At 69.2% G+C, this 20,526-nt stretch carries 15 protein-coding genes; 3 read left to right on the top strand and 12 right to left on the bottom strand.

What is annotated here, in order from left to right:
- Nucleotides 1-167 precede the first annotated feature (167 nt).
- The 3 genes from QE373_RS17945 (at nucleotide 168) to QE373_RS17935 (ending at nucleotide 3,628) form a co-directional block, all read left to right on the top strand.
- A complete protein-coding gene (locus QE373_RS17945) occupies nucleotides 168-1,301 on the top strand; it encodes an SDR family oxidoreductase (protein WP_309689263.1) in 1,134 nt (377 codons plus the stop codon).
- 98 nt (nucleotides 1,302-1,399) lie between these two features.
- Nucleotides 1,400-1,786, top strand: a complete 387-nt coding sequence (locus QE373_RS17940) for a BlaI/MecI/CopY family transcriptional regulator (protein ID WP_309689260.1) — start codon at nucleotides 1,400-1,402, stop codon at nucleotides 1,784-1,786.
- Nucleotides 1,787-1,789: 3 nt separating this feature from the next.
- Complete coding sequence (locus QE373_RS17935) at nucleotides 1,790-3,628, top strand: M56 family metallopeptidase (protein WP_309689257.1); 1,839 nt, start codon at nucleotides 1,790-1,792, stop codon at nucleotides 3,626-3,628.
- A gap of 44 nt (nucleotides 3,629-3,672) precedes the next feature.
- Here QE373_RS17935 and QE373_RS17930 read toward each other — a convergent pair whose 3' ends face one another.
- From QE373_RS17930 to QE373_RS17875, 12 genes are all read right to left on the bottom strand, one after another.
- Entirely contained in the window at nucleotides 3,673-3,996 is a 324-nt protein-coding gene (locus QE373_RS17930; protein WP_309689254.1) for an I78 family peptidase inhibitor, read from the bottom strand.
- Between the two features lie 81 nt (nucleotides 3,997-4,077).
- The gene (locus QE373_RS17925; RefSeq protein WP_309689251.1) at nucleotides 4,078-5,115 is read right to left on the bottom strand and encodes a ribonuclease H-like domain-containing protein; all 1,038 of its coding nucleotides are present in this window, start codon (nucleotides 5,113-5,115) and stop codon (nucleotides 4,078-4,080) included.
- A complete protein-coding gene (locus QE373_RS17920) occupies nucleotides 5,112-7,604 on the bottom strand; it encodes a DEAD/DEAH box helicase (RefSeq protein ID WP_309689907.1) in 2,493 nt (830 codons plus the stop codon). Before QE373_RS17920 ends, QE373_RS17925 begins: the two co-directional genes overlap by 4 nt.
- 420 nt (nucleotides 7,605-8,024) lie before the next feature.
- A complete protein-coding gene (locus QE373_RS17915; protein WP_309689248.1) occupies nucleotides 8,025-9,857 on the bottom strand; it encodes a hypothetical protein in 1,833 nt (610 codons plus the stop codon).
- The gene (locus QE373_RS17910) at nucleotides 9,854-12,019 is read right to left on the bottom strand and encodes a hypothetical protein (protein WP_309689243.1); all 2,166 of its coding nucleotides are present in this window, start codon (nucleotides 12,017-12,019) and stop codon (nucleotides 9,854-9,856) included. Before QE373_RS17910 ends, QE373_RS17915 begins: the two co-directional genes overlap by 4 nt.
- A complete protein-coding gene (locus QE373_RS17905; protein WP_309689904.1) occupies nucleotides 12,016-13,137 on the bottom strand; it encodes a BatA domain-containing protein in 1,122 nt (373 codons plus the stop codon). Before QE373_RS17905 ends, QE373_RS17910 begins: the two co-directional genes overlap by 4 nt.
- A 2-nt stretch (nucleotides 13,138-13,139) precedes the next feature.
- Nucleotides 13,140-14,036 carry a DUF58 domain-containing protein gene (locus tag QE373_RS17900; protein WP_309689237.1) on the bottom strand — a complete coding sequence of 299 codons (897 nt, stop codon included), beginning with the start codon at nucleotides 14,034-14,036 and terminating at the stop codon, nucleotides 13,140-13,142.
- Nucleotides 14,037-14,052: 16 nt separating this feature from the next.
- Nucleotides 14,053-15,036: a MoxR family ATPase gene (locus tag QE373_RS17895; RefSeq protein ID WP_309689227.1), complete on the bottom strand. Its 984-nt coding sequence runs from the start codon at nucleotides 15,034-15,036 to the stop codon at nucleotides 14,053-14,055.
- Between the two features lie 49 nt (nucleotides 15,037-15,085).
- Entirely contained in the window at nucleotides 15,086-15,760 is a 675-nt protein-coding gene (locus QE373_RS17890; protein WP_309689902.1) for a DUF4159 domain-containing protein, read from the bottom strand.
- Between the two features lie 76 nt (nucleotides 15,761-15,836).
- Nucleotides 15,837-17,171, bottom strand: coding sequence for a TldD/PmbA family protein (locus QE373_RS17885; protein WP_057508960.1), 1,335 nt, complete (start codon nucleotides 17,169-17,171; stop codon nucleotides 15,837-15,839).
- Between the two features lie 21 nt (nucleotides 17,172-17,192).
- Entirely contained in the window at nucleotides 17,193-18,827 is a 1,635-nt protein-coding gene (locus QE373_RS17880; protein ID WP_123699943.1) for a TldD/PmbA family protein, read from the bottom strand.
- 33 nt (nucleotides 18,828-18,860) lie between these two features.
- The gene (locus QE373_RS17875) at nucleotides 18,861-20,492 is read right to left on the bottom strand and encodes a TldD/PmbA family protein (protein WP_309689213.1); all 1,632 of its coding nucleotides are present in this window, start codon (nucleotides 20,490-20,492) and stop codon (nucleotides 18,861-18,863) included.
- Nucleotides 20,493-20,526: the final 34 nt, after the last annotated feature.

Below are 20,526 nucleotides of genomic sequence, written 5' to 3'. Positions count from 1 at the left end.
ACTGGGTTCGAGGCCTCCAGCCTGACGGGTGCGGCGTGGTGTCGGGATGAACGCGTGCACATGCCGGGCACGTTGCATTCACTGCCACTGCAACGCGCGATGTGGAGACTGGTTGCACGCCCTGGACACCGCGCTGTCCTGGACAATCCGCTTCAAGAGGAGATCTCATGGCTACCGCCAAGACCGCCCCGGCAAAGAAAGTCCCCGCCCGCCAGAAAGCCACCCCGAAGGTCCGCAAGGGCACCCGCGCCGCCGCTGCGGCGCCGGCCGATGCAGAAGGCACCGCGCGCAAGCGTGTGGTCAAGACCGCCACCCGCAAGACCGCCGCCACCGACGAACGGGGTGCACGGGTGGCCGCGCGACAGCGTCGCCTGCAGGACCAGGAAAAGGCCAAGGACGCGCGCGCCAGCAAGAAGGCGGCGAAGAAAAAGGTGACCCAGGCAGGCACCCGCAAGCAGCCTGAAAAGATGCCCGCGCAGTCCATCGCCAAGCCCGGCCACGAGCACGCGCTGGACCTGGCGCCCCGTTTCCTGGCCCCGGACTACGCAGGCAGCGGCAAGCTGAAAGGCCTGCGTGCGATTGTCACCGGCGGCGATTCCGGCATCGGTCGCGCCGTCGCCGTGCTGTATGCCCGCGAAGGCGCGGACGTGGCGGTACTGCACCTGGACGAACACGAAGATGCCGATATCACCCGCCAGCACGTGGAACGCGAAGGGGGACGCTGCATCGTGATCGCCGGTGACGTGCGTGATCCGAGGTTCTGCAATCGCGCGGTGAAGCAGGTGGCCAAGGCCTTCGGTGGCATCGACATCCTGGTCAACAATGCGGCCTTCCAGCTGCATTGCCATCGCCTGGAAGACCTCGATGACGCCCACCTGCAGGAGACCCTGCAGACCAACATCGGCGGTTACATCCAGATGGCCCGCGCCGTGCTGCCCTACCTTGGCGAGGGCGCCAGCATCGTCAATTCGGGTTCGGAAACCGGCCTGTTCGGCAGCAAGTCACTGATCGACTACTCGGCCACCAAGGGTGCCATCCATGCCTTCACCAAGGCCCTGGCCAGCCAGCTGCTGCCGCGCGGCATCCGGGTCAACTGCGTTGCGCCGGGCCCGGTGTGGACGCCGTTGAATCCAGCCGACAAGGCCGCGCCGGACGTCGGCGAGTTCGGCCAGGACAGTGACATGGGGCGCGCCGCGCAGCCCGAAGAGCTGTCGCCGGCCTACGTGTTCCTGGCCGCGCCCAGCTGTTCCAGCTACATCAGTGGCGCGATCCTGCCGGTGATGGGCGGCCCGCGCGGCTGAGCCCATGCCGTTCGTCGGCACATGACCTTCGGGGGGTTGACTACACCTGTCGCCACGGGCACTGTGGCGACACGTGTAGTCACCCAAGGAACCGTGCCATGCACCGCAAGACGATCGGGGACCAGGAACTGGCCCTGCTGCAGTACATCGACGAGGCAGGAACGCCCAGCGTGGGCGAAGTGGCGGTCGGATTCGGCGAGCCGCGCGGCCTGGCCCGGTCCACCGTGCTGACCATGATGGAACGCCTGCGCGGCAAGAACTACCTGTGTCGCGAGCAGGCCGACGGTATGTACCGCTACCAGTCCACGGCCGGGCAGGACAGCGTGGTGCAGGGCGCCATCGCGCAGTTCGTCGACCGCACCCTGCAGGGCTCGGTGTCGCCGTTCGTGGCCTATCTGTCCCAGCGCGATACGGTCAGCGACGACGAACTGGCCGAGCTGGAAGCACTGGTCGAACAGCTGCAGTCACGCCGGCAGGAGGGCTGAGCCATGGACGCGAACCTGATCGTGATGCTGGAACGACTGGCCTGGACCAGCCTGCAGACCGCGCTGCTGGTCGCGCTGGTGTGGGGCGTCTGCCGCGCCGTGCCGTCACTGGGCGCCGCCGCGCGCTGCCGGATGTGGTGGCTGGTATCGCTGCAGGCGGTGCTGGGCCTGTTCTGGGCGCAGCCGCTGCAGTTGGCGGTGCTGCCGGCACCGGCGATGACGCCGTCGATGGGCGAAACGGTGTACGTGCAGGCGGCTGTGCTGTCGGCACAGGGGCTGGCGAATGCCGAGCAAGGCATCGCGTCGTCCGCGTTGTCGACCACGCCGTGGTGGGCACTGGCGCTGGCCGCGTTGTGGTTGGCTGGCGTGCTGGCCATGGCGTGGCGGACCCATGGCGAATGGCGGCGGAGCCGCGCGCTGCTTGCCCATGCCACCCCGTGCGATGACCAGGCGCTGGTACACGCCCTGCAGCTGGCGGCAGAAGCGCACGGCCTGCGCCGTGCGCCACGCCTGTGGATGAGTGCCGACATCGATGCGCCGCAGGTGGTCGGGCCGTTGCGGCCGGTGCTGCTGCTGCCGGTGGGTGTGCATGCACTGCAGGGTGATGCGCTGGACCTGGCGCTGACCCATGAACTGCAGCACCTGCAGCGCAACGACCTGCAGTGGGGCCTGCTGCCGGCGCTGGCGCAGCACCTGTTCTTCTTCCATCCGCTGCTGCGGCTGGCGGTCGGCGAATACGCGCAGGCCCGCGAAGAAGCAGTGGATGCGGCGGTGGTGGATGGCCGTGGCGAGCGTCGCCAGGATTACGGTCGCCTGCTTTTGCAGCTGGGCGTGATGCCGCGTCCGCACCTGGGGGTAGCCAGCGCCGCGCCGAGCCCGCACAGCCTCAAGCGCCGCTTGATTTCGCTGCAGCGGCACCAGGCATGCCCGAAGGCGTTGACGGCGCTGCTTACGGCGGCCGTGCTGGCCGTGGCGATCCTGCCAATGCGGCTGGTCGCGGCCGCGCCGCCACCGCCCGCGCCACCTTCGCCGCCAGCAGCGCCGGCCGCACCGCCTGCGTTGGCAGCACCGGACGCACCGCCGGCGCCTGCCGCTGCCACCGTTCCTGTGCCACCGGCACCGCCTGCGCCGCCGCCGGCACCAGCGAGCGCACGCAGCGGACATGCCAGCACCACCACCCATACCGTCAGCCGCGACGACGGCCACGGCGTCGCCACGCTGATCACCCACGGGCGGCTGGACCTGGGGGAGCGGCCGGCGCGTGCCCACGTGCTGGTCACCGGCAATGAGAGCTATGCCGACGGTGCGCTGGATGACGTGGCCCAGGCACGAAGTGACCTGGGTGCAGGTGCAGCGGGCTTCTGGTTCCGCCAGGGCGACCAGCGTTACGTGGTGCGCGACACCGCACTGCTGCAGCAGATGCAGGCCGCCTATGCCGACGCCGCACGACTGGGCCAGCAACAGGCCGCCCTGGGATTGAAACAGGGTGCGCTGGGCCGCCAGCAGGGCGAGCTGGGCCGGCGTACCGGTGAGCAGGCGCGGGCGGTCGCGCAGCACGCACGGGACACCGCGCGCAGTGCGCTGGGTGGCTCAGCGGACATCAACCGCGATGCCGCCGCGCAGGCTGCGCGTGCGTCACGCGGTGCGACCCAGGAGGCAACCCACGATGCGCTGTCCCGCCTGACTGGCCGGCAGGGCGAACTGGGCAGGCAGCAGGCGGTGCTGGGCGAAGAACAGGCCGAACTGGGCCGGCTTCAGGCGGAAGTGCAGGCACGTGCCTCGCGCGAGGCCGAGAAGGTCATCGCCAAGGCGCTCGCGGATGGGCGCGCCATGCGGCTCTGAGCATCAACGAGGGAGCGGGTCACTGCCCGCTCCCTCGCGGCAGCTCAGCCGCAGCTGGCTGAAATGATCTTGTTCTGCTCGTCCACGCGGACGGTAACGCGGTCTTCGCGGTAATCCATGGTGACGGCCATGCCCGGCTTGACCACCCGGATGGTCCGCGCCCCGGCATCGCGCACCGCACGGTCGATGACCTCCTGGCTGGCCATCTGGCCGCTCAGCGCGGTCAGCGTATCGGCATGGCAATGGCTGCCGAGTCCAGCCGGTTCCGGTTTCGGCTGGGTGGGCGCTATGTCCGCAGTGGGCGGGGTACTGCTGCAGGCGGCCAATGGCAGCAGACAGCCGAGCAACAACCAACGATTCGAACGCATGACAGGCCTCCCGGGGCGATGGACGAATGCTACGAGCCGCCACTACGCGCCATGTGCCGTCAACGTCGGGTAAACGGTTGCTCACCCCGCCTGCAACGGCAGGCAGTTCACCGGCGGTGGCACATCGGCCTGCGCCTGCTGTTCCACCAGCGCCAGGAACAGCTGTGCCAGCGTCACCACGTCCTGGTGGTTGTGTTCGACCACCCGCCGCAGGTTCACCGCATCGCCGCCGCGCAGGTAGCGCAGCCAGGCGGAAGGGGCTTCCGAACCGGGCAGGTCATCCTCGCGCACCACCTTCAGCAGCTGCCGTTCGATGGTGGCCAGCCGGCAGTTTTCCCAGACCCCGCGATAACGCCGACGGGTCGGGTACAACAGGTCGATGTGGTCCAGCGCGGTGATCGGATCGCCCTGCCGTGCGAGCCGGTAGCGGGTCTTCAGCAGCGGCGCGTCGTAACTGCGTCCGTTGTAGCTGGAAAACACCGTGGTCGGTGCCAGCCAGCCGGTGAAGGTGCGCAGCATGGCGGTCTCGGCGGCCATCGTGGAGATCATCAGCTGGCGGATGCGCAGGCCCGGCCCCCGCTCCGGATGCAGATGCCAGTCGGCCGCGCCGATCATGAAGGCGCGGGTGCCGGTGCCGCCGGCCAGGCCGGTGGTTTCGGTGTCGAAGAACAGCAGGTCCTGCGGCGCCACGTGCTGCTGATCGCGCTTGGCGAACGCCAGTGACAGCGGTGCCGACGGGACATCCCCCGGCAGGAACGATTCGATCAGGTGCAGGCCCGGCGCGATCTCGGTGCCGGGCAGGCTGCGGTCCTGCGTGCGCGCCCGTGGTGACGGGGTGGCTTCGCTGCCGCGTTCGCGCACGCCCAGCAGTCGTCGCAGTCCTTTGGCATCGGCTACCTGGCGTGGCGCTGCGGCCACCCCGGTGGGTTTGTGGCGGATTTCCTTTTCCACCCAGGCAAACACCGAACGCGTGGGGGCGGGCTGCCTGGCATCGTTGGCCGCGGCGGGCAGTGCGGGCGCCGGCTGCGGCAACGCGTCGGCGGGCGCCACCGGGGCAACCGCCTTGGCATCCCCGGCCTGCCGCCGCAGCAGCCGCAGCTTGTCCAGGCTCAGGCTCACGGTGCCAACAACTCCATCGGATCGGCGATCACCACCGATACGTCCGGTACGTGCTCGCAGGCCTGCGCATCGAACAGGTCGAGCACGCGCAGGGCCAGCGCACGCGGGGTGGTGTCGTCGGCTTCCTGCGCGGCCAGCACCGGGCCGACGCAGGCCGGGCAGCCGGCCTTGCAGTCGCAGCGCTGCACCAGTTCACGCGCGCGCTGCACCAGCTCCTGCTGGCGCAGCCACAGCGGCTCGCTCAGGCCGACTCCCCCGGGGAAGTTGTCGTACAGGTAGACGGTGGGCACGAACTGCTGCAGCAGCTCCACCGCGCCGGGGCCGCCTTCTTCGCCGCGCAGCTGGCCGCGGCCGCTCTGGTCGGCGATGGCGAACCACGCGCCGTCGCCGTTGCCGACCGCCTTCTGCAGGTCGCGTGCGTCGGCCATCACCGCCACGGTGGCGACGATGTGCAGCGCGTAGGCCGCGCCCAGGAAACCGTCCAGCGCGTCCTGCTTGCTGGCGAACGCGCGCAGCAGCAGCGCCTGCGGCAGCTGCCACCACACCGAGGTGGTATGCAGTTCCTGGTCGGGCAGGTTGACCGGGCCGTAGCCGATGTTTTCATGGGTGTAATAACGGATCTTCTTGTAGCCGGCCACGCGCCGTACCACGTGCACTTCGCCATGGTGCGCATCGCCGCGGCCGGCGACATTGCCGTCGAAGCGGTCAAGCACCTTGAGCTTGGTGAAGTCGATGCTGTCGGTGTAGTAGTCCACGTGCGTGCGCGTGACGTAGGCCTTGCGGCCTTCCCAGTCCAGCGTCTCCACCTGGTAAGGGGTGGACTGCACCATGTGGATGGCGCCCTCGTACAGGGTCAGCGCCGCGGCCGAGTAATCCACCTCGGCGATGATCTGCTGCTTGCCGCCGCTGCGGTCGACCACCACGAAGTTGCCATCGGCCACCGAACGCAGGCTCACCGCGTTGGCCGGGTAGCTGTCGGCGATCCATTCCCAGCGCTCGCCCTCGCGGTGCACCACCTCGGTTTCCGCCAATGCTTCCAGGAACACTTCCGGGTCGATCGGGCCGAAGCCATCGCCGACCAGGAACGGCAGTTCAAAGGCGGCGCAGCGGATGTGGTCGAACAGGATCAGCGGCTGGTCCGGGGCGATGCGCGCATGCTCCGGCGAGGCGTCGCCGAAGAAGTCCGGGTGGCGCACCACGTACTGGTCCAGTGGCTGCGAACTGGCGACCATCACCCCCAGCGCGGGCTGCTGGCGGCGACCGGCGCGGCCGAAGCGTTGCCAGGTCGCGGCGACGCTGCCCGGATAGCCGTTGAGGACGACCACGTCCAGGCTACCGATGTCCACGCCCAGTTCCAGCGCGGAGGTGCTGACGATGCCGTCGATCTGCCCGGCGCGCATGGCGCGTTCGGTCTCGCGGCGCTCGGTCGGCAGGTAGCCGCCGCGGTAGGCGCGGATGCGGGCGGGCTTGCGCGGGTCGTGGTCGAAGATGTCCTTGAGGTACTTGGTCAGCACTTCCACCATCAGCCGGCTCTGCGCGAACACCAGCGTCTTCAGGCCGGACTTGATCGCGATGCGCGCGATGCGGTTGCTCTGCGAGCGCGCCGAGGCACGCAGGCCCAGGTCCGGATTGACCACCGGTGGGTTCCACAGCAGCACCTGCTTGGGCCCGCTGGGCGCACCGGATTCGGTGATCGCGGTGACCGGCGCTTCGATCAGGGCCTCGGCATGCGCCTGCGGGTTGCCGATGGTGGCCGAGCACAGGATGAACTGCGGTTGCACCCCGTAGAACGCGCAGATGCGCTTGAGCCGGCGCAGCACATTGGTCACGTGGCTGCCGAACACGCCGCGGTAGGTGTGCACCTCGTCGATCACCACGTAGCGCAGGTTCTCGAAGAACTGCGCCCACTTGGTGTGGTGGGGCAGGATGGCCTGGTGCAGCATGTCCGGATTGGACACCACGATGTCGCCATGCAGGCGGATCGCCTGGCGCGCATCACCGGGGGTATCGCCATCGAAGGTGAACGCCTTGACCCCGAGGTCGCCGGCGCGGTTGAGCTCCAGCAGTTCGGCCACCTGGTCCTGGGCCAGCGCCTTGGTGGGGAACAGGTACAGCGCCTTGGCCTTGTGCTGCATGGCCGCGCTGACCACCGGCAGGGTGTAGCACAGCGATTTGCCACTGGCAGTGGGGGTGACGATGGCCACGTGTTCGCCGCGCTGTGCCGCGTCCCACGCGTGTGCCTGGTGGCTGTAGAGCTGGTCGATGCCGCGCGCTTTCAGGGCGGCGGCAAGCGCCGGCGGCACGCTGTCCGGGATCGGCGCGTAGCGGCCTTCGCGGCCGGGGATGGCGAAGCTGCCGGTGATGCGGTCGTGGTAACGGCGCTGCAGGCGGGCGCCGAGCAGGGCGCCGTCACGTGCCGGCAGGCCACCGCGGGTGGCGAGCTGGTGTTCGGCATCGGCGGTGCGCTTGGCGAGTTCGTAAGCCATCAGGAAAACATGCCGCAAAGAACCATATGGGAACACAGCTTTGTCTCAATGCCTGAGACGCGCACGTCCTGACAGGTGAATCATTCACGCCGACCGAGCACCGCCGCGCTCCAGTAGTGACGGCCGCTGGCCGTCATGTCGTTGCCTGGGTAGTGACGGCCGCTGGCCGTCACGCTGCTGCCTTTGCCGCTGCGCTCGCCGAGCACGGCTCGGCGCTACCTGCTCTACGGTAGTGACGGCCGCTGGCCGTCAGCTTCTGCCCTCGGTGGGTGACGGCCGCTGGCCGTCACGCTGCTGCCTTTGCCGCTGCGCTCGCCGAGCACGGCTCGGCGCTACCTGCTCTACGGTAGTGACGGCCGCTGGCCGTCAGCTTCTGCCCTCGGTGGGTGACGACCGTTGGTCGTCACGCTGCTGCCTTCGGCGCTACCGGTCCGCTGCTGGGGTGCGCCGCTCCAGCCACCACAGCACGCCGGCCACCAGCACGAAGGCGAGCAGCCATGGCCAGCGCGCGCCGGGCACCTGCTGCGTGGCGGCCGACATCTGTCCGTGTCCGCCGGCCACGCGCAGCGCCGTGCTGTCGCGCAGTTGCTGGCGATGCAGCGCGGCGGCGTCGGCGCGGTCGAACACATATATCGCCTGGCGCACCTCGCTCTGCACCAGTTCATGCCAGCCCGCGTGGCGCGGCCACCACGCCGCGCAGCGCTGCGCGCCGCTGCCGGGGTCGACGACCAGGGTTTCCGGTGCGGCTTCGGCACTGCCATGTACCTGCGTGCCCGCCGCAACACCGCACAGCACCACGCGTTCACCGGCCCACGGCGTATCGGTGGTCACCAACACTGCGGGCGCGGCCGCGACCGGGCGCGCCACGAGGCCGACCACACTGCTCCACAGCTCGGCGTGGCGGTCGTCGCGCCCGGCAAGCACCGCGCGGTAACTGTCGGTCACCGGCAGCAGGCCGATCCGTCCGCGACCGCTCGCGCGCCAGCCGCCGATGGCCGCGCCGTCCACATCCTGCAGCAGCGGCTGGGCGCCAGCGACGCGCAGGGCCAGCTGTTCCAGCACCGGCACTTCGGCAAGGTGGGAACGTGCATCGGCCTCGGCCATCCACTGCGTTGCCTCCGCCGCCGGAGCACGCGGACCGCGCCGCGCCGGCAACAGCTCCGCCTGCGCTTCCCCCGCAAGTTTCAATGCGGCGGCCTGGCCGTTGCCGGTGACTGCCAGGCCCCAGCCACGCAGGGTCTGGCGCGCGGTGTCCGGCAATGGCCCCGCGCTGCGCACCAAAACGCCCAATCCATCGCGCAGCGCCTGCTGCACCGCGCTGCGCTGCGCCGCACCCAGCGCGGCCAGGCTGCGTTCGTCCAGCAGCAGCACGTCCGTGGCGGCCAGCCGCGCCGGAGCAAGCGCCACCGGCGCATCGCCCAGCATCACGCCGGCCCCCACGCTGGACTGGAACTGCAGCTCCACCCCGGCGTCGGCCGCCCAGCGCCGCAGGTACTTGGCTTCCGGCCCGGGGGCACCAGCCAGCATCAGCATCCGCACCGGTGCCGGCGCTGCGACCTGCAGCGGGACCGGGATGCCGTCCACCCGATGATCGCTGGCGTCCAGCAGCCGCAGCTGGAACAGGGTGCGACCGACGACCCGCGCAACACCGTCCAGACGGGCGCCGCCGCGCGCGTCCAGCGCGGCGCGGGCGACGACCTGGCCCGCGGGATCGAGCAGCTCGGCACGGCCGTCGGGCACGCCCTGGGCACGTGCGCGCACGCTGAAAACCGCGCCCGGTGTGGTGATCGCCGGCGCTTGCAGGCCTACCCAGCCGCGTGGCGCGGGCGACAGCCGCAACTGCACCTGGGCGGGCAATGGCGTATCGCGATCGCGCGCTGCCAACCCGTCACCGACCAGGGTGAGCCGTTCGGTTCCCGGGTGCTGGCGCAGGGCGGTGGCCAGGTCCGCTACGCGCGCGATGCCGGGGCGCGCGTCGTACTCCGGCAGGGCGAACACTGTCGCTGCGTCGTCTGCCGGGGCAGGCGCCTGCCTCGCGCCGGCCGTCAGCAACGTGAGTGCATGGCGGGGTGCGCTGTGCTGCGGCGGAACCAGTGCCAGCAGCAACAGTCCACCCGCCAGCGCCTGCAGCACCAGCAGTGCGCCCAGCCGCAGTGGCGGCAGGCGTACGCCGCGCCGTTGCTGCAGCAGCAACCGCAACGTGGCCAGCAGCACGATGGCGATGATCGCCATGCTGATCCAGCGACTGTCCGTCATGGCCCGGCTCCCAGTGCATCGCGGTAACGCTGTCCCATCGCGTCGGGTGTGCTGCGCCGTGCCGGTGCCGGTATCGGCCGCAGCAGGGCACGCCACAACTGCGCGCGCAGCGCGTCGCGGCAGCGCACGCAGTCCGGTGCGATGCGTAGTTCTTCAATCGATGCGGCAAGACTGAGTGGATCGGCAAGGCGGCTTTCATTGGCACGCAGCCAGCCGTTCAACGCATCCAGGTCCGGTACCTGGCCAGCACCGCCCAACTGCTGCCAGACCGCGACGATGGACTGGTCCGGTGCGGTCAGCGCCGTCAGCGGCAGGCGTCGACTGTCGATGCCTTCACGCTTGCCGCCCAGCCGCCGGCTCTCGTCGATCGGCGGCAGTTCCGGACCCACCCGCGCCAGGTAGATCCGCTCGGCCTGCTGCACTTCCTTGATGAAGGCCAGCGCCTTGTAGGCGTGCGGCAAGGCTTCCTTCGGCCGGCCCTGGCGCAGCTCGCCTTCGGAGGACCACATCTGGTCCAGCGCGGCCTTCAACGTGGCGCGCGTCTGCGGATCAAGCAGGGTGGCGGCCTCGGCATGGTCGTGGGTATGGCCGTACTCGGAAAGCACATCGGTGGCGCTGCCGAACACCTGCGGCTCCACACCGGCCGCGTGATCGTGGCCATGGTCATCGTCGTGGTCGCCGGCATGGCTGTCGTGTCCGTGATCATCGGCCGCCGCCGGGGCATCGTTGCTGGGCACGTCGCTGGTCGGCAGGTCGCTGGTGGGTGGCGCTTTGGGTGCGCCTTCGCTCTCTTCGCCGAGGAACTGGCCGTAGCGCAGGCGCAGGATGCGCTGGTCCACGCCGATCGCATCGGAGCGACCGGTGAACGCGTCCGCCGACAGCCTGCTGCGCTGGGCAAGCAGGGCTTCGGCATCGATGATGATCTGCCGCTGGCTGCGGAAATACGCCGGCAGGGTGCGCTTGACCATGCCTTCCAGTTCGGCTTCCTGCACCTCGGCTTCGCTGGGCAGGCGCAGGATCACGCTGCTGCTCTGCGCTGACTGTGGCGTGGGCGCGTGGTTGTCACGCACCTGCAGCTGCGCGATCACATCGTTGCCGGCGCTGGCGCCCAGCGCGGCCAGCTCCAGCGTGTGGGCGAAGCGCCGTTGCGTCGCCGGCCCGCTGCCGCTGAGCGGAATGACCTGCTCACGGAAGGTGATGTTTTCACCGCTGCCCTGGGCCAGGGTCACCTTCAGCTGCGCCGTGGCGGCCACGCCGTGGTCATCGCTGGCTTCGAAGCGCAGCTGCCAGCGGCGCTGGCCGGGCGTGCCGAGCACCAGCGTGGCGTCCGGTTCGATCACCCGCACGCTGGGCGGCTGGTCGGGCACCACGTCCAGGCGATACAGGCGCGTATCGCGCAGCGCCGGCTCGGTCACCACGCGGTACAGGGCCGGGCGCGTGGCCTTCCAGTTGCCGGTCCACTGCCCATCCTGCGGCGTCAGGTCGATGCGCTGGCCATCGTGGAACTGCAGCGCGGCACGGGTGGGTGTGCCGGAAAAACGCAGCGACCACTGCAGTTGGCTGTCCTGTTGCACCTTGCCGTCGAGCGCGCTCTGCGTGCGCACCGGCTGGCCGGTATACGACGGCGCGGTGATGCGCAGGCGCGCGGACTGCAGCGCCGGCGGCGTGGCCGCAGCGCTGCCGGCTGCCACGGTGCCGGGTGCAGCGGCAGCCGGCACGCGGCCGGCGCGGGGCCAGCCGAAGGCGAGGGCGAGCACCAGCACGCTGGCGCACCACGCGGCCAGCAGCGCCGGCCATGTCCAGGCTGCGTGCAGCACCGGTGGGTCACGCTGCAGGGCCGCATCGATGTGGTCGCGTTGGCGCCGCTGCAGGGGATTGAGCACTGCGGCGTCGGCAAACAGCAGGTCGGCACTGTCGCGCGCCGCGGGCCGCTGGTCCAGCTGGCGTACCAGCCAGCGGCGATCCAGCCGACGCGCGCGCCAGGTCGCCAGTGCGGCGGCGCCGAGCAGGCCGATGGCCAGCACCCACGTTGCCACGTCATAGGTGCCAAGCCGCCATGCGAGCGCGGCCAGCGCGACCACCAGCGGCACCGCCAGGGCCATCGTCTGCGTGGCCTGGCGTCGGCGCGCTGCCTGCCAGGCGCGGTTCACCGCAGCGTTCATGGCGTGCTCCTGCGCCGGGCCGACGTCGCCAGCCAACGCTCCAGCGCGAACAGCAGCACGATCGCCAGCAGCAGCCACGGGGCAAGATCGCGCGGCTGTGGCAGCGGAGCGGTCGCGCCGGTCAGCGGCACCTGGTCCGCCGCAACGCCGAGGGCGGGAACCGGATGCGGGGCCAGCACGTCGCGCAGGCGTCGGGGAATGTCTTCGTCGGCGATGGCGGGGAGCGTGGCAATGGAGAGCGCGGCAGGAAAGCGGAGCAGGCGCCCGCGGCCCACGCTGCGTTGTTCGAGCAGCAGCGCGCCGTCTGCATCGCGCAGTACAGCAAGCCAGGGCCCTGTTGCGGCAGCGTCGGCGCCGACCTGCAGCACGGTGCCACCCTCGGCGACCCAGGCCTGCCAGGCCGGCGGCAGCGGCATGGCGGACAGCCAGACACCGATCCGATCGTCGGCCGGCACGGCTTCACTGGCAACGGCCAGCGGCGCATCGGTCCACGCGCGCTGCAGCGCTTCAAGCACGCGCAGCGTGGCAGGATCTCCTTCGCCGCCGGGATGCAGGCGCGGCGCTTCTGGTTCGGCGCCCATGGCGGCCACCAGCAGGCGATGCGGCCGCCACTGCACGGCTCGCGACAGCCGGATCCGCTCGCCATCCAGGCCGGGCAGCGGATCAGGCAGATGAACCACCAGCGGTGCAGCGGCTGGCAGGGTCTGGTCGAGTTCGCGCAGCAGGCTGGCGAAGGCCGCCGTCGACGCGGCCGGGGCCTGCTGCAACGGCGGGAAGCCGGGGGCCAGCCAGCGCCAGTCGCCGTCGGTGTCCGCGCCGCGCAGTGCTGCGCCGTCCAGCCCCGGCGCAACCACGTGTACCGGCCGCACATCGGCGGTTCCGCCCTGCAGCACCGGTTGCGCCAGCAGCAGGGCCAGCGCGGCCAGCAGCAACAGGCGCAGTGCCAGCAGCAGCCACTCGTCGATGCGCACACGGCTGCGCGGGCGGACGCGCGCCTGCAGCCAGCGCAGCGCGGCGAAGTCCAGCGGCACCTCGAGCTGCCGCCGGGCCAGATGGATCAGCAACGGAACCAGCAGCGAAACCAACGCCAACAGCCCCAGCGGGAACAACAAGGACAGGCTCATGCGCCGCCCCGCGTGCCGAACAGCTGCTGCAGTGGCGCATCCAGCGGCTCGTCCAGCCAGCCGGTGGCGTGGGTGATGCCGGCAGACTGCAGGCGCGCCTGCAAGGCGTGCCGGGCCTGCGCGAACCGTTGCAGATACCCCGCGCGCAGTGCGCGGCCATCCCCCAGCAGCTCGGTGCCGGTTTCCGGATCGCGGAACCGGTGCCCTTCGGTGAACGGAAAATCGCGTTCTTCGGCGGTCAGCAGCTGCACGTTGAAGACATCGCGGCGGGCGGCGGCCAGGCGCTCCAGCAGTTGGATGCCGGTTTCATCGAAGCCATCGCCAAGCGCGACCAGCATGTCGCCCGCGTGCACGCGCTCCCAGACCGGGCGCAGGGTATCGGCCGGCGGCCACGTGCCCGTGGCGCTGAGCTGGCGGAGCTGCAGGTGCACGCGGTCACGGTGGCGCGGACCGATCCCGGCCGGCACCCGCTGCAGGCCGCTGCCGCCGACGGCCAGCAGGCCGAACCGATCGCCCTGCTGCAGCGCGAGTTCAACCAGGCACGCCGCCACCGCACAGGCGTGGTCCAGCCGCGAAACGTCCGGCCGCGCTCGATCACGCTGGCTCGCGGAGGCACTGGTGTCGATCAGGATCCAGAGGGTTACCGGACTCTCGCGCTCGGATTCCCGAACGAAGAAGCGGTCCGAGCGCGCGTAAAGCTTCCAGTCCACCTGGCGCAGCTCGTCACCGGGCTCGTAGGCGCGGTACTGCGCGAACTCAAGCCCGGCGCCACGGCTGCGGCTGGCGTGCTGGCCGATCCCGTGCGCGCCGTGCGCGCGGCGTGGCTGCAGGCGCAGGGCCTTCAGGCGGCCGCGGACGTCGGCGGGCAGGGCAATGGGGGCGTTGTGGTCCACGCGAGCGTCGTCGCGGTCAGCCGGGGAACGGCACGGCCTGCAGCAGCGCAGCGACCACGTCGTCGGCGCCCTTGCCTTCGGCCTCGGCGGCGAAGGACAGCAGCAGGCGGTGGCGCATCACCGGCGCGGCCAGCGCCTGCACGTCATCACGGGTCGCGGCAAAGCGCCCCTGAAGCAGCGCACGTGCCTTGGCGGCCAGCACCAGCGACTGGCCGGCACGCGGGCCGGCACCCCATTTGATCCACTGGTTGACCGCCGCCGGTGCGGCAGCACCCGGGCGGCTGGCGCGCACCAGCCGGGTGATCCAGGCCAGCACATCGTCGCTGACGTGCACCTGGCGCACCGCGTACTGCAGCGCGATCACCGCCTCGGCATCCATCACTTGCGGCACGCTGCCGCCAGCGCTTCCGGTGGTCTGGCGCAGGATGTCCTGTTCTTCCTGTTCGCTGGGATAATCCACCCGCACGTGCAGCAGGAAGCGATCCAGCTGTGCCTCCGGCAACGGGTAGGTACCGGCCTGCTCGATCGGGTTCTGGGTGGCCAGCACGAAGAACGGCTGCGGCAGTGTGTAGGTCGTTCCGGCGTAGCTGACGGTGCGTTCCTGCATGGCCTCCAGCAACGCTGCCTGGGTCTTCGGCGGCGTGCGGTTCAGTTCGTCGGCCAGCAGCAGGTTGGTGAAGATGGGGCCTTTCTGGAAGCGGAAATGGCGGTGACCGGTGCCATGGTCTTCTTCCAGCAGTTCGGTGCCCAGGATGTCGCTGGGCATCAGGTCCGGGGTGAACTGGACGCGGCGGAACTGCAGTTCCAGCGCCTGCCCCAGCGAACGCACCAGCAGGGTCTTGCCCAGTCCGGGCGCGCCTTCCAGCAGGCAGTGGCCACCGGCCAGCAGGCCGATCAGCAGCTGCTCCACCACCTCGTGCTGGCCGACCACGGCCTGGGCGAGCGCATCGCGCAGCTGTTGCAGGCGCGGCAGCAGGGAATCAAGGTCAGGGGCGGTCATGGTCAAGCCTGTCAGGTGGGGGGGAACGCCGGGCAGCGCCCGGTCATGCTCAGTTGTTCAATGCGTACATCACGATGTTGACGCCGAAGCGGGTGTTGTCTTCGGCCAGGAAACGCTTGTTGCGCCAGTCGTAATCCCATTCGCAACCGTAATCCTTGTTGCTGTAGAGCACGCCGAGGCGGCCGTCCACCTCGATGCCCTTGAGGTAATCGTGCACCAGGTCGTCGCCCCAGCCATTCAACTCGAAACCGGTGGCCGGCGGGCCCTCCGGGAAGCTGAAGAAACTGCGGTACAACGCGTGGTTGTTGGGCAGCTTCTTCAATGCCGAGGCGCCGAACAGCCGCGCTATCTGCGCTTCGAACGACTTGGCGAACAGGCCGTCGATGTCGTGGTTGCAGTCGTCGACGAACACGAAGCCGCCGTTGCGGACGTAGCGCACGAAGTTTTCGCGCTCGGCGGCATTGAATTCCACCAGCTTGTGCCCGGCGAGGTAGCAGAACGGTGCCTGCAGCATGCGCGGGTCGGACAGGTCCAGCACGTGTTCCTTCGGGTCCACGCGCAGGCTGGTGTAGTCGATCAGCGAGGTGATCAGGTTGGACGGCATGCGCGCATCCACGTCCCAGTCGCCGGAATCGTATTTCAGCCGGGTAAACCAGAAATCGTAGCGGCTGGCCTGGGCGCGGGCGAAGCCCGGCAGCGCCGCCAGGGCGGCGCCACCGAGCATCGCACGCAGGAACTGCGCGCGGTTCACGCCGTCCCTGCAGACGGCCAGCGGCCGTCGCTGCCGGTCCGGTGCGGCATCAGACCGCGTCGGACAACGAGGTGAAGGTGAAATCGCGCAGGCGCATCGGCGGGATCATCATCACGAAGCTGGACTCGTCGCCGGCCACGCGCACCGGCTTGCCCAGTTCATCGATGTTGTTGAGCATGATCACCGGCGATTCGTTGAAGCGGAAGTTCTTCACCGGGTGCTTGATCTGCCCGTTCTCGATGTAGAACGTGCCGTCACGGGTCAGGCCGGTCAGCAGCACGGTCTGCGGATCGACCATGCGGATGTACCAGGTACGCGTGACCAGGATGCCCTTCTGGGTCCCGCGCACCAGCTCGGCGGTGCTCTTGTCGCCGCCGCTCATCAGCAGGTTGCCCGGTCGCGCGTTGGCGGTCTTGCCCTGCTTCTGTGCCCAGAACCGCGAGTAGTCGAGGTTGGCGATCCTGCCGTTCTCGATGATGGCGACCTTGTCGCGCGGCATGCCGTTGTCATCCCACGGCAGCACCGGCGCTTCGGGATGCCACGGATCGGCGTGCAGGTTGACCCGCGGGTCGTACACCTGCTCGCCCAGCTTGTTGCCACCGCCCTTCTTCGACAGGAAGCTGCGGCCTTCATCGGCCGAGCGCGCGTCGAAGAAGCGCATCATGAAGCTGATCAGTCCGGCGGCTGCGGCCGGTTCCAGGATGACCGTGTACTTGCCCGGCTCCAGCGCCTTGGCTTCGGCCGATTCAGTGGCCTTGCGCATGGCGATGCGAACGTCCTGGTCGGCCTTGAAGTCCGCCGCATCCTTCAGGTTGCGACCGACCCAGCCCGAACCACGGCCGTCTTCGGTGCGCACCGTGCAGGTGTAATCGAAGCTGCTGGTGCGCTGGTAGCCGAAGTTGCCGTTGCTGTTGGCGGTGGCGACGAAGCCGTGGCCGTCTTCCAGGAAGCCGGCCGCGATCACCCCGGCCTGGCGGCACGGCAGGATCGAATCAGCGGCGACCTTGGCGCGGAATGCCGGATCGATGGCACCGGTGGATTCGCTGAAGGTCGGGGTCGGGCGATAGGCCTGCTTGCCGATGGCCGGGATGAACTCCGGGTTCTCCGGCGCAAGCCGCGCCAGGTCTTCGGCACGGCGCACCACGCGCTCCAGCGCGGCATCGTCGAACTCGTTGATCGATGCGGTGCCGACGCGCTTGCCGAAGGCCACTTCCACGGCCAGCGAGGCGTCACTGACGATGCCGCTGGTGGAGATGTTGTTCAGCGCGAAACGGATGTTGCCGTTGATGGACCCGGCCAGGGTCGCGGTGCACTCGTCGGCCTTGGACAGGGCGATGACCTTGTCGAGGATGGCCTTGGCCTGCTGTTCGGTGAAGATGCTCATGGGTTTCGGGCTCCAGACCGGTCAGCCGAGGCTGCGTGCGGTGTTGATGACGTTGATGCCATTGAAACGGGCGGTGGACGAACCGTGCGAGACCGCCGAGACCTGGCCCGGCTGGCCCTTGCCATCGAAGAACGAGCCACCCAGGCGGTAGTCGCGCTCGTCGGCGACGGCGCTGCAGGCATTCCAGAATTCCGGCGTGCGGATCTGGTAGGCCACGTCCTCCAGCATGCCGGTGATCTTGCCGTTCTTGATTTCGTAGAACAGCTGGCCGCCGAACTGCGCGTTGTAGCGTTGCTGGTCGATCGAGAACGAGCCGTCACCGATGATGTAGATGCCGTTCTCCACGTCCTTGATCAGTTCATCCACGCTGAGCTTCTGCTTGCCCGGCGCCATGGATACGTTGGCCATGCGCTGGAACTGCACGCTGGACCACGAATCGGCGTAGCAGCAGCCATCGGATTCGGTCTTGCCGAGGATGTGGGCCTGGTCGCGGATGGTCTGGTAGTCCACCAGCTTGCCGTCGCTGATCAGGTCCCAGCGCTTGCACTTCACGCCTTCATCGTCGTACGCCACCGCGCCCAGGCTGCCTTCCTGGGTCTTGTCGGCGAAGATGTTGACCAGCTCGCTGCCGTACTGGAAGCGCTGTTCGCGCTTGTCCAGCGTGGCGAAGCTGGTGCCGGCGTAGTTGGCTTCGTAGCCGAGCACGCGGTCCAGTTCCAGCGGATGGCCGACCGACTCGTGGATGGTCAGCCAGGTGTGCGAAGGATCCAGCACCAGGTCGTACTTGCCCGGCTTCACCGAAGGCGCCTTGAGCTTCTCGCGTGCCTGTTTGGCCGAGGCGATGGCGTCTTCCTTCATGTCGTAGGACGTGGAGTAGTTGACCACCCCGTTGGGGGTCACCACCTTGCCGGCGGCCGACCCGTCCAGGTATTCGTAGCCCATGCCCATCGGCGCGGACAGGCCTTCGCGGGTGCGGAACTTGCCGCTTTCCTTGTCGATGGCGGTGATCGTCATCGGCACCCAGATGCGGTGCACGTCCTGGTCGATGTAGGAGCCGTCGGTGGAGGCGAAATACTTCTGTTCGTTGACCAGGAACATCATCGAATTGACGAAGCTGGCGCCGGCATTGATCGCCGCTGCGTTGACGTCCAGCAGCAGGTCGACCTTGTCCTTGATCGGCACTTCCATCGAATTGCGGCGTACCGGCGTGCGCCAGCTGACCTCGCCCACGCCGGGGGCAGCCGCCAGCTGCACCGGTGCGGTCTGGATGCCGGCGTTGGCCCGCGCGATGCCGGCCGCCTGCTGCGCGGCCTTGGCGATGTCCGCGCTGGCCAGCTGGTTGGTGGCCGCGAATCCCCAGGCCCCGTTGACCAGTACGCGGATGCCCACACCGGTGGACTCGGTGTTCACCACGTTCTGCACTTTGTCTTCGCGGGTGATCACGAACTGCCGCAGGTAGCGGCCGATGCGCACGTCGCAGTAGGTGGCGCCGGCACTGCGCGCAGCCTGCAGGGCGACATCGGCCAGGCGCTTTTTCAGGGCCGGATCGAGCACGCTCTGCAGCTGTTCGGCGGCGATCGCCTTGCCGAAGAAGGAGGGCACCAGCAGCCCGCCCGCGGTAAGCCCGGTGAGGGCGAGGAAGTCACGTCGTTGCAAGGCTGCTCTCCACGTGTGGATGTTGGACAGGACTCATGCGCCCAGACTGCGCGCGGTGTTGATGATGTTGATGCCGTTGAAGCGGGTGGTGGACGAACCATGGGATACCGCTGAAACCTGCGAGGGCTGGCCCTTGCCGTCGAAGAACGAGCCGCCGAGGCGGAAATCGCGTTCATCGCAGATCGCCGAACAGGCGTTCCAGAACTCCGGCGTGCGGATCTGGTAGGCCGCGTCCTCGACCAGGCCGGTGATGCGTCCGTCCTTGATCTGGTAGCAGAGCTGGGCGCCGAACTGCGCGTTGTAGCGCTGCTGGTCGATGGAATAGGAGCCGCGGCCGTGGAAGTACAGGCCGTTCTCCACGTCCTTGACCATCTCCGCCACGCTCAGGGGCGCCTTGCCCGGCGCCAGCGAAACATTGGCCATGCGCTGGAACTGCACGCTGGACCACGAATCGGCATAGCTGCAGCCATGTGATGCGTCACGGCCGAGGATATGCGCTTCATCGCGGGTGGCCTGGTAGTCGACCAGGATGCCGTCGCGGACCAGGTCCCAGCGCTGGGTCTTGACCCCTTCATCGTCGTAGCCCACCGCGCCGAGGCTGCCCGGCGCGGTCTTGTCGGCAACGAAGTTGACGATGTCGCTGCCCCAGCGGAAGCCGGCAGCGCGTTTGTCCAGCGTGGCGAAGCTGGTGCCGGCGTAGTTCGCCTCGTAGCCCAGCACGCGGTCCAGTTCCAGCGGGTGGCCGACGTTCTCGTGGATGGTCAGGAACAGGTTGGAGGGGTCCAGCACCACATCGTATCTGCCGGGCTTGACCGAAGGCGCCGTGAGCTTTTCACGGGCCTGGCGCGCGGCGGCCAGCGCGTCTTCGCGCGGGTCATAGGAGTGGCCGTAGCCGACCACCCCGCCCGGCAGTTCGAAGCGCCCGCTGCGCTCACCGTCGAGGAACTCGTAGCCCATGCCCATCGGCGCGGACAGGCCGTTGCGGGTGCGGAACCTGCCGCTGGCCTTGTCCACCGCAGTGGCAGTGAAGGGCAGCCAGATGCGGTGCACGTCCTGGTCGATCCACGAACCGTCGCTGGAGGCGAAGTATTTCTGTTCGTTGACCAGGAACAGGGTGGAATTGAAGTAGTCCGCGCCGGCACCGAGCGCGGCGGCGTTGATGTCCAGCAGCAGGCCCACTTTGTCCTGCACCGGCACCGCCATCGCGTTCTTCTTCAGCGGCGTGCGCCAGCTGACCTCGCCGACCCCGGGCGTGGCGGCAAGCTGCACGCGGCGGGTCTGCACCTTCGCGTTGGCACGGGCGATGGCCACTGCCTGCGCCACCGCCTGCACGACCTGTTCGGGCGTGCGCTGGTGGGTGGCGGCGAAACCCCACGCGCCGTCGACGATCACCCGCACGCCGACGCCGGTCGATTCGCTGTTGGTGACGTTCTCCACGTTGCGTTCGCGGGTGATGATGCCCTGGCTCAGGTAGCGGCCGATGCGCACGTCGCAGTAGCTGGCACCGGCGCCGCGGGCGGCCTGCAGCGCGGCATCGGCCAGGCGCTTGCCGAGCGCCGGGTCACCGGGTTCGAGCAGCTGCTCGGCGGCGATCAATCGCCCATGCGGCAGCATCAGGCCGGCCAGGCCCGCGCCGGTGAAGGCCAGGAAATCACGACGTCGCACTGCCACCACCCCACGTGCACTCAGTTGACACCCG

The organism is Stenotrophomonas sp. SORGH_AS_0321 (assembly GCF_031453215.1).
Lineage (GTDB): Bacteria > Pseudomonadota > Gammaproteobacteria > Xanthomonadales > Xanthomonadaceae > Stenotrophomonas > Stenotrophomonas chelatiphaga.
This window is presented reverse-complemented; position numbering and strand designations above follow the sequence as displayed.

What these genes read in the sequence shown, in the direction of transcription:
- QE373_RS17945 (WP_309689263.1), top strand. Translation starts at nt 168, where the DNA reads ATGGCTACCGCCAAGACCGCCCCGGCAAAGAAAGTCCCCGCCCGCCAG.
- QE373_RS17940 (WP_309689260.1), top strand. Translation starts at nt 1,400, where the DNA reads ATGCACCGCAAGACGATCGGGGACCAGGAACTGGCCCTGCTGCAGTAC.
- QE373_RS17935 (WP_309689257.1), top strand. Translation starts at nt 1,790, where the DNA reads ATGGACGCGAACCTGATCGTGATGCTGGAACGACTGGCCTGGACCAGC.
- QE373_RS17930 (WP_309689254.1), bottom strand. Translation starts at nt 3,996, where the DNA reads ATGCGTTCGAATCGTTGGTTGTTGCTCGGCTGTCTGCTGCCATTGGCC.
- QE373_RS17915 (WP_309689248.1), bottom strand. Translation starts at nt 9,857, where the DNA reads ATGACGGACAGTCGCTGGATCAGCATGGCGATCATCGCCATCGTGCTG.
- QE373_RS17910 (WP_309689243.1), bottom strand. Translation starts at nt 12,019, where the DNA reads ATGAACGCTGCGGTGAACCGCGCCTGGCAGGCAGCGCGCCGACGCCAG.
- QE373_RS17895 (WP_309689227.1), bottom strand. Translation starts at nt 15,036, where the DNA reads ATGACCGCCCCTGACCTTGATTCCCTGCTGCCGCGCCTGCAACAGCTG.
- QE373_RS17890 (WP_309689902.1), bottom strand. Translation starts at nt 15,760, where the DNA reads ATGCTCGGTGGCGCCGCCCTGGCGGCGCTGCCGGGCTTCGCCCGCGCC.
- QE373_RS17885 (WP_057508960.1), bottom strand. Translation starts at nt 17,171, where the DNA reads ATGAGCATCTTCACCGAACAGCAGGCCAAGGCCATCCTCGACAAGGTC.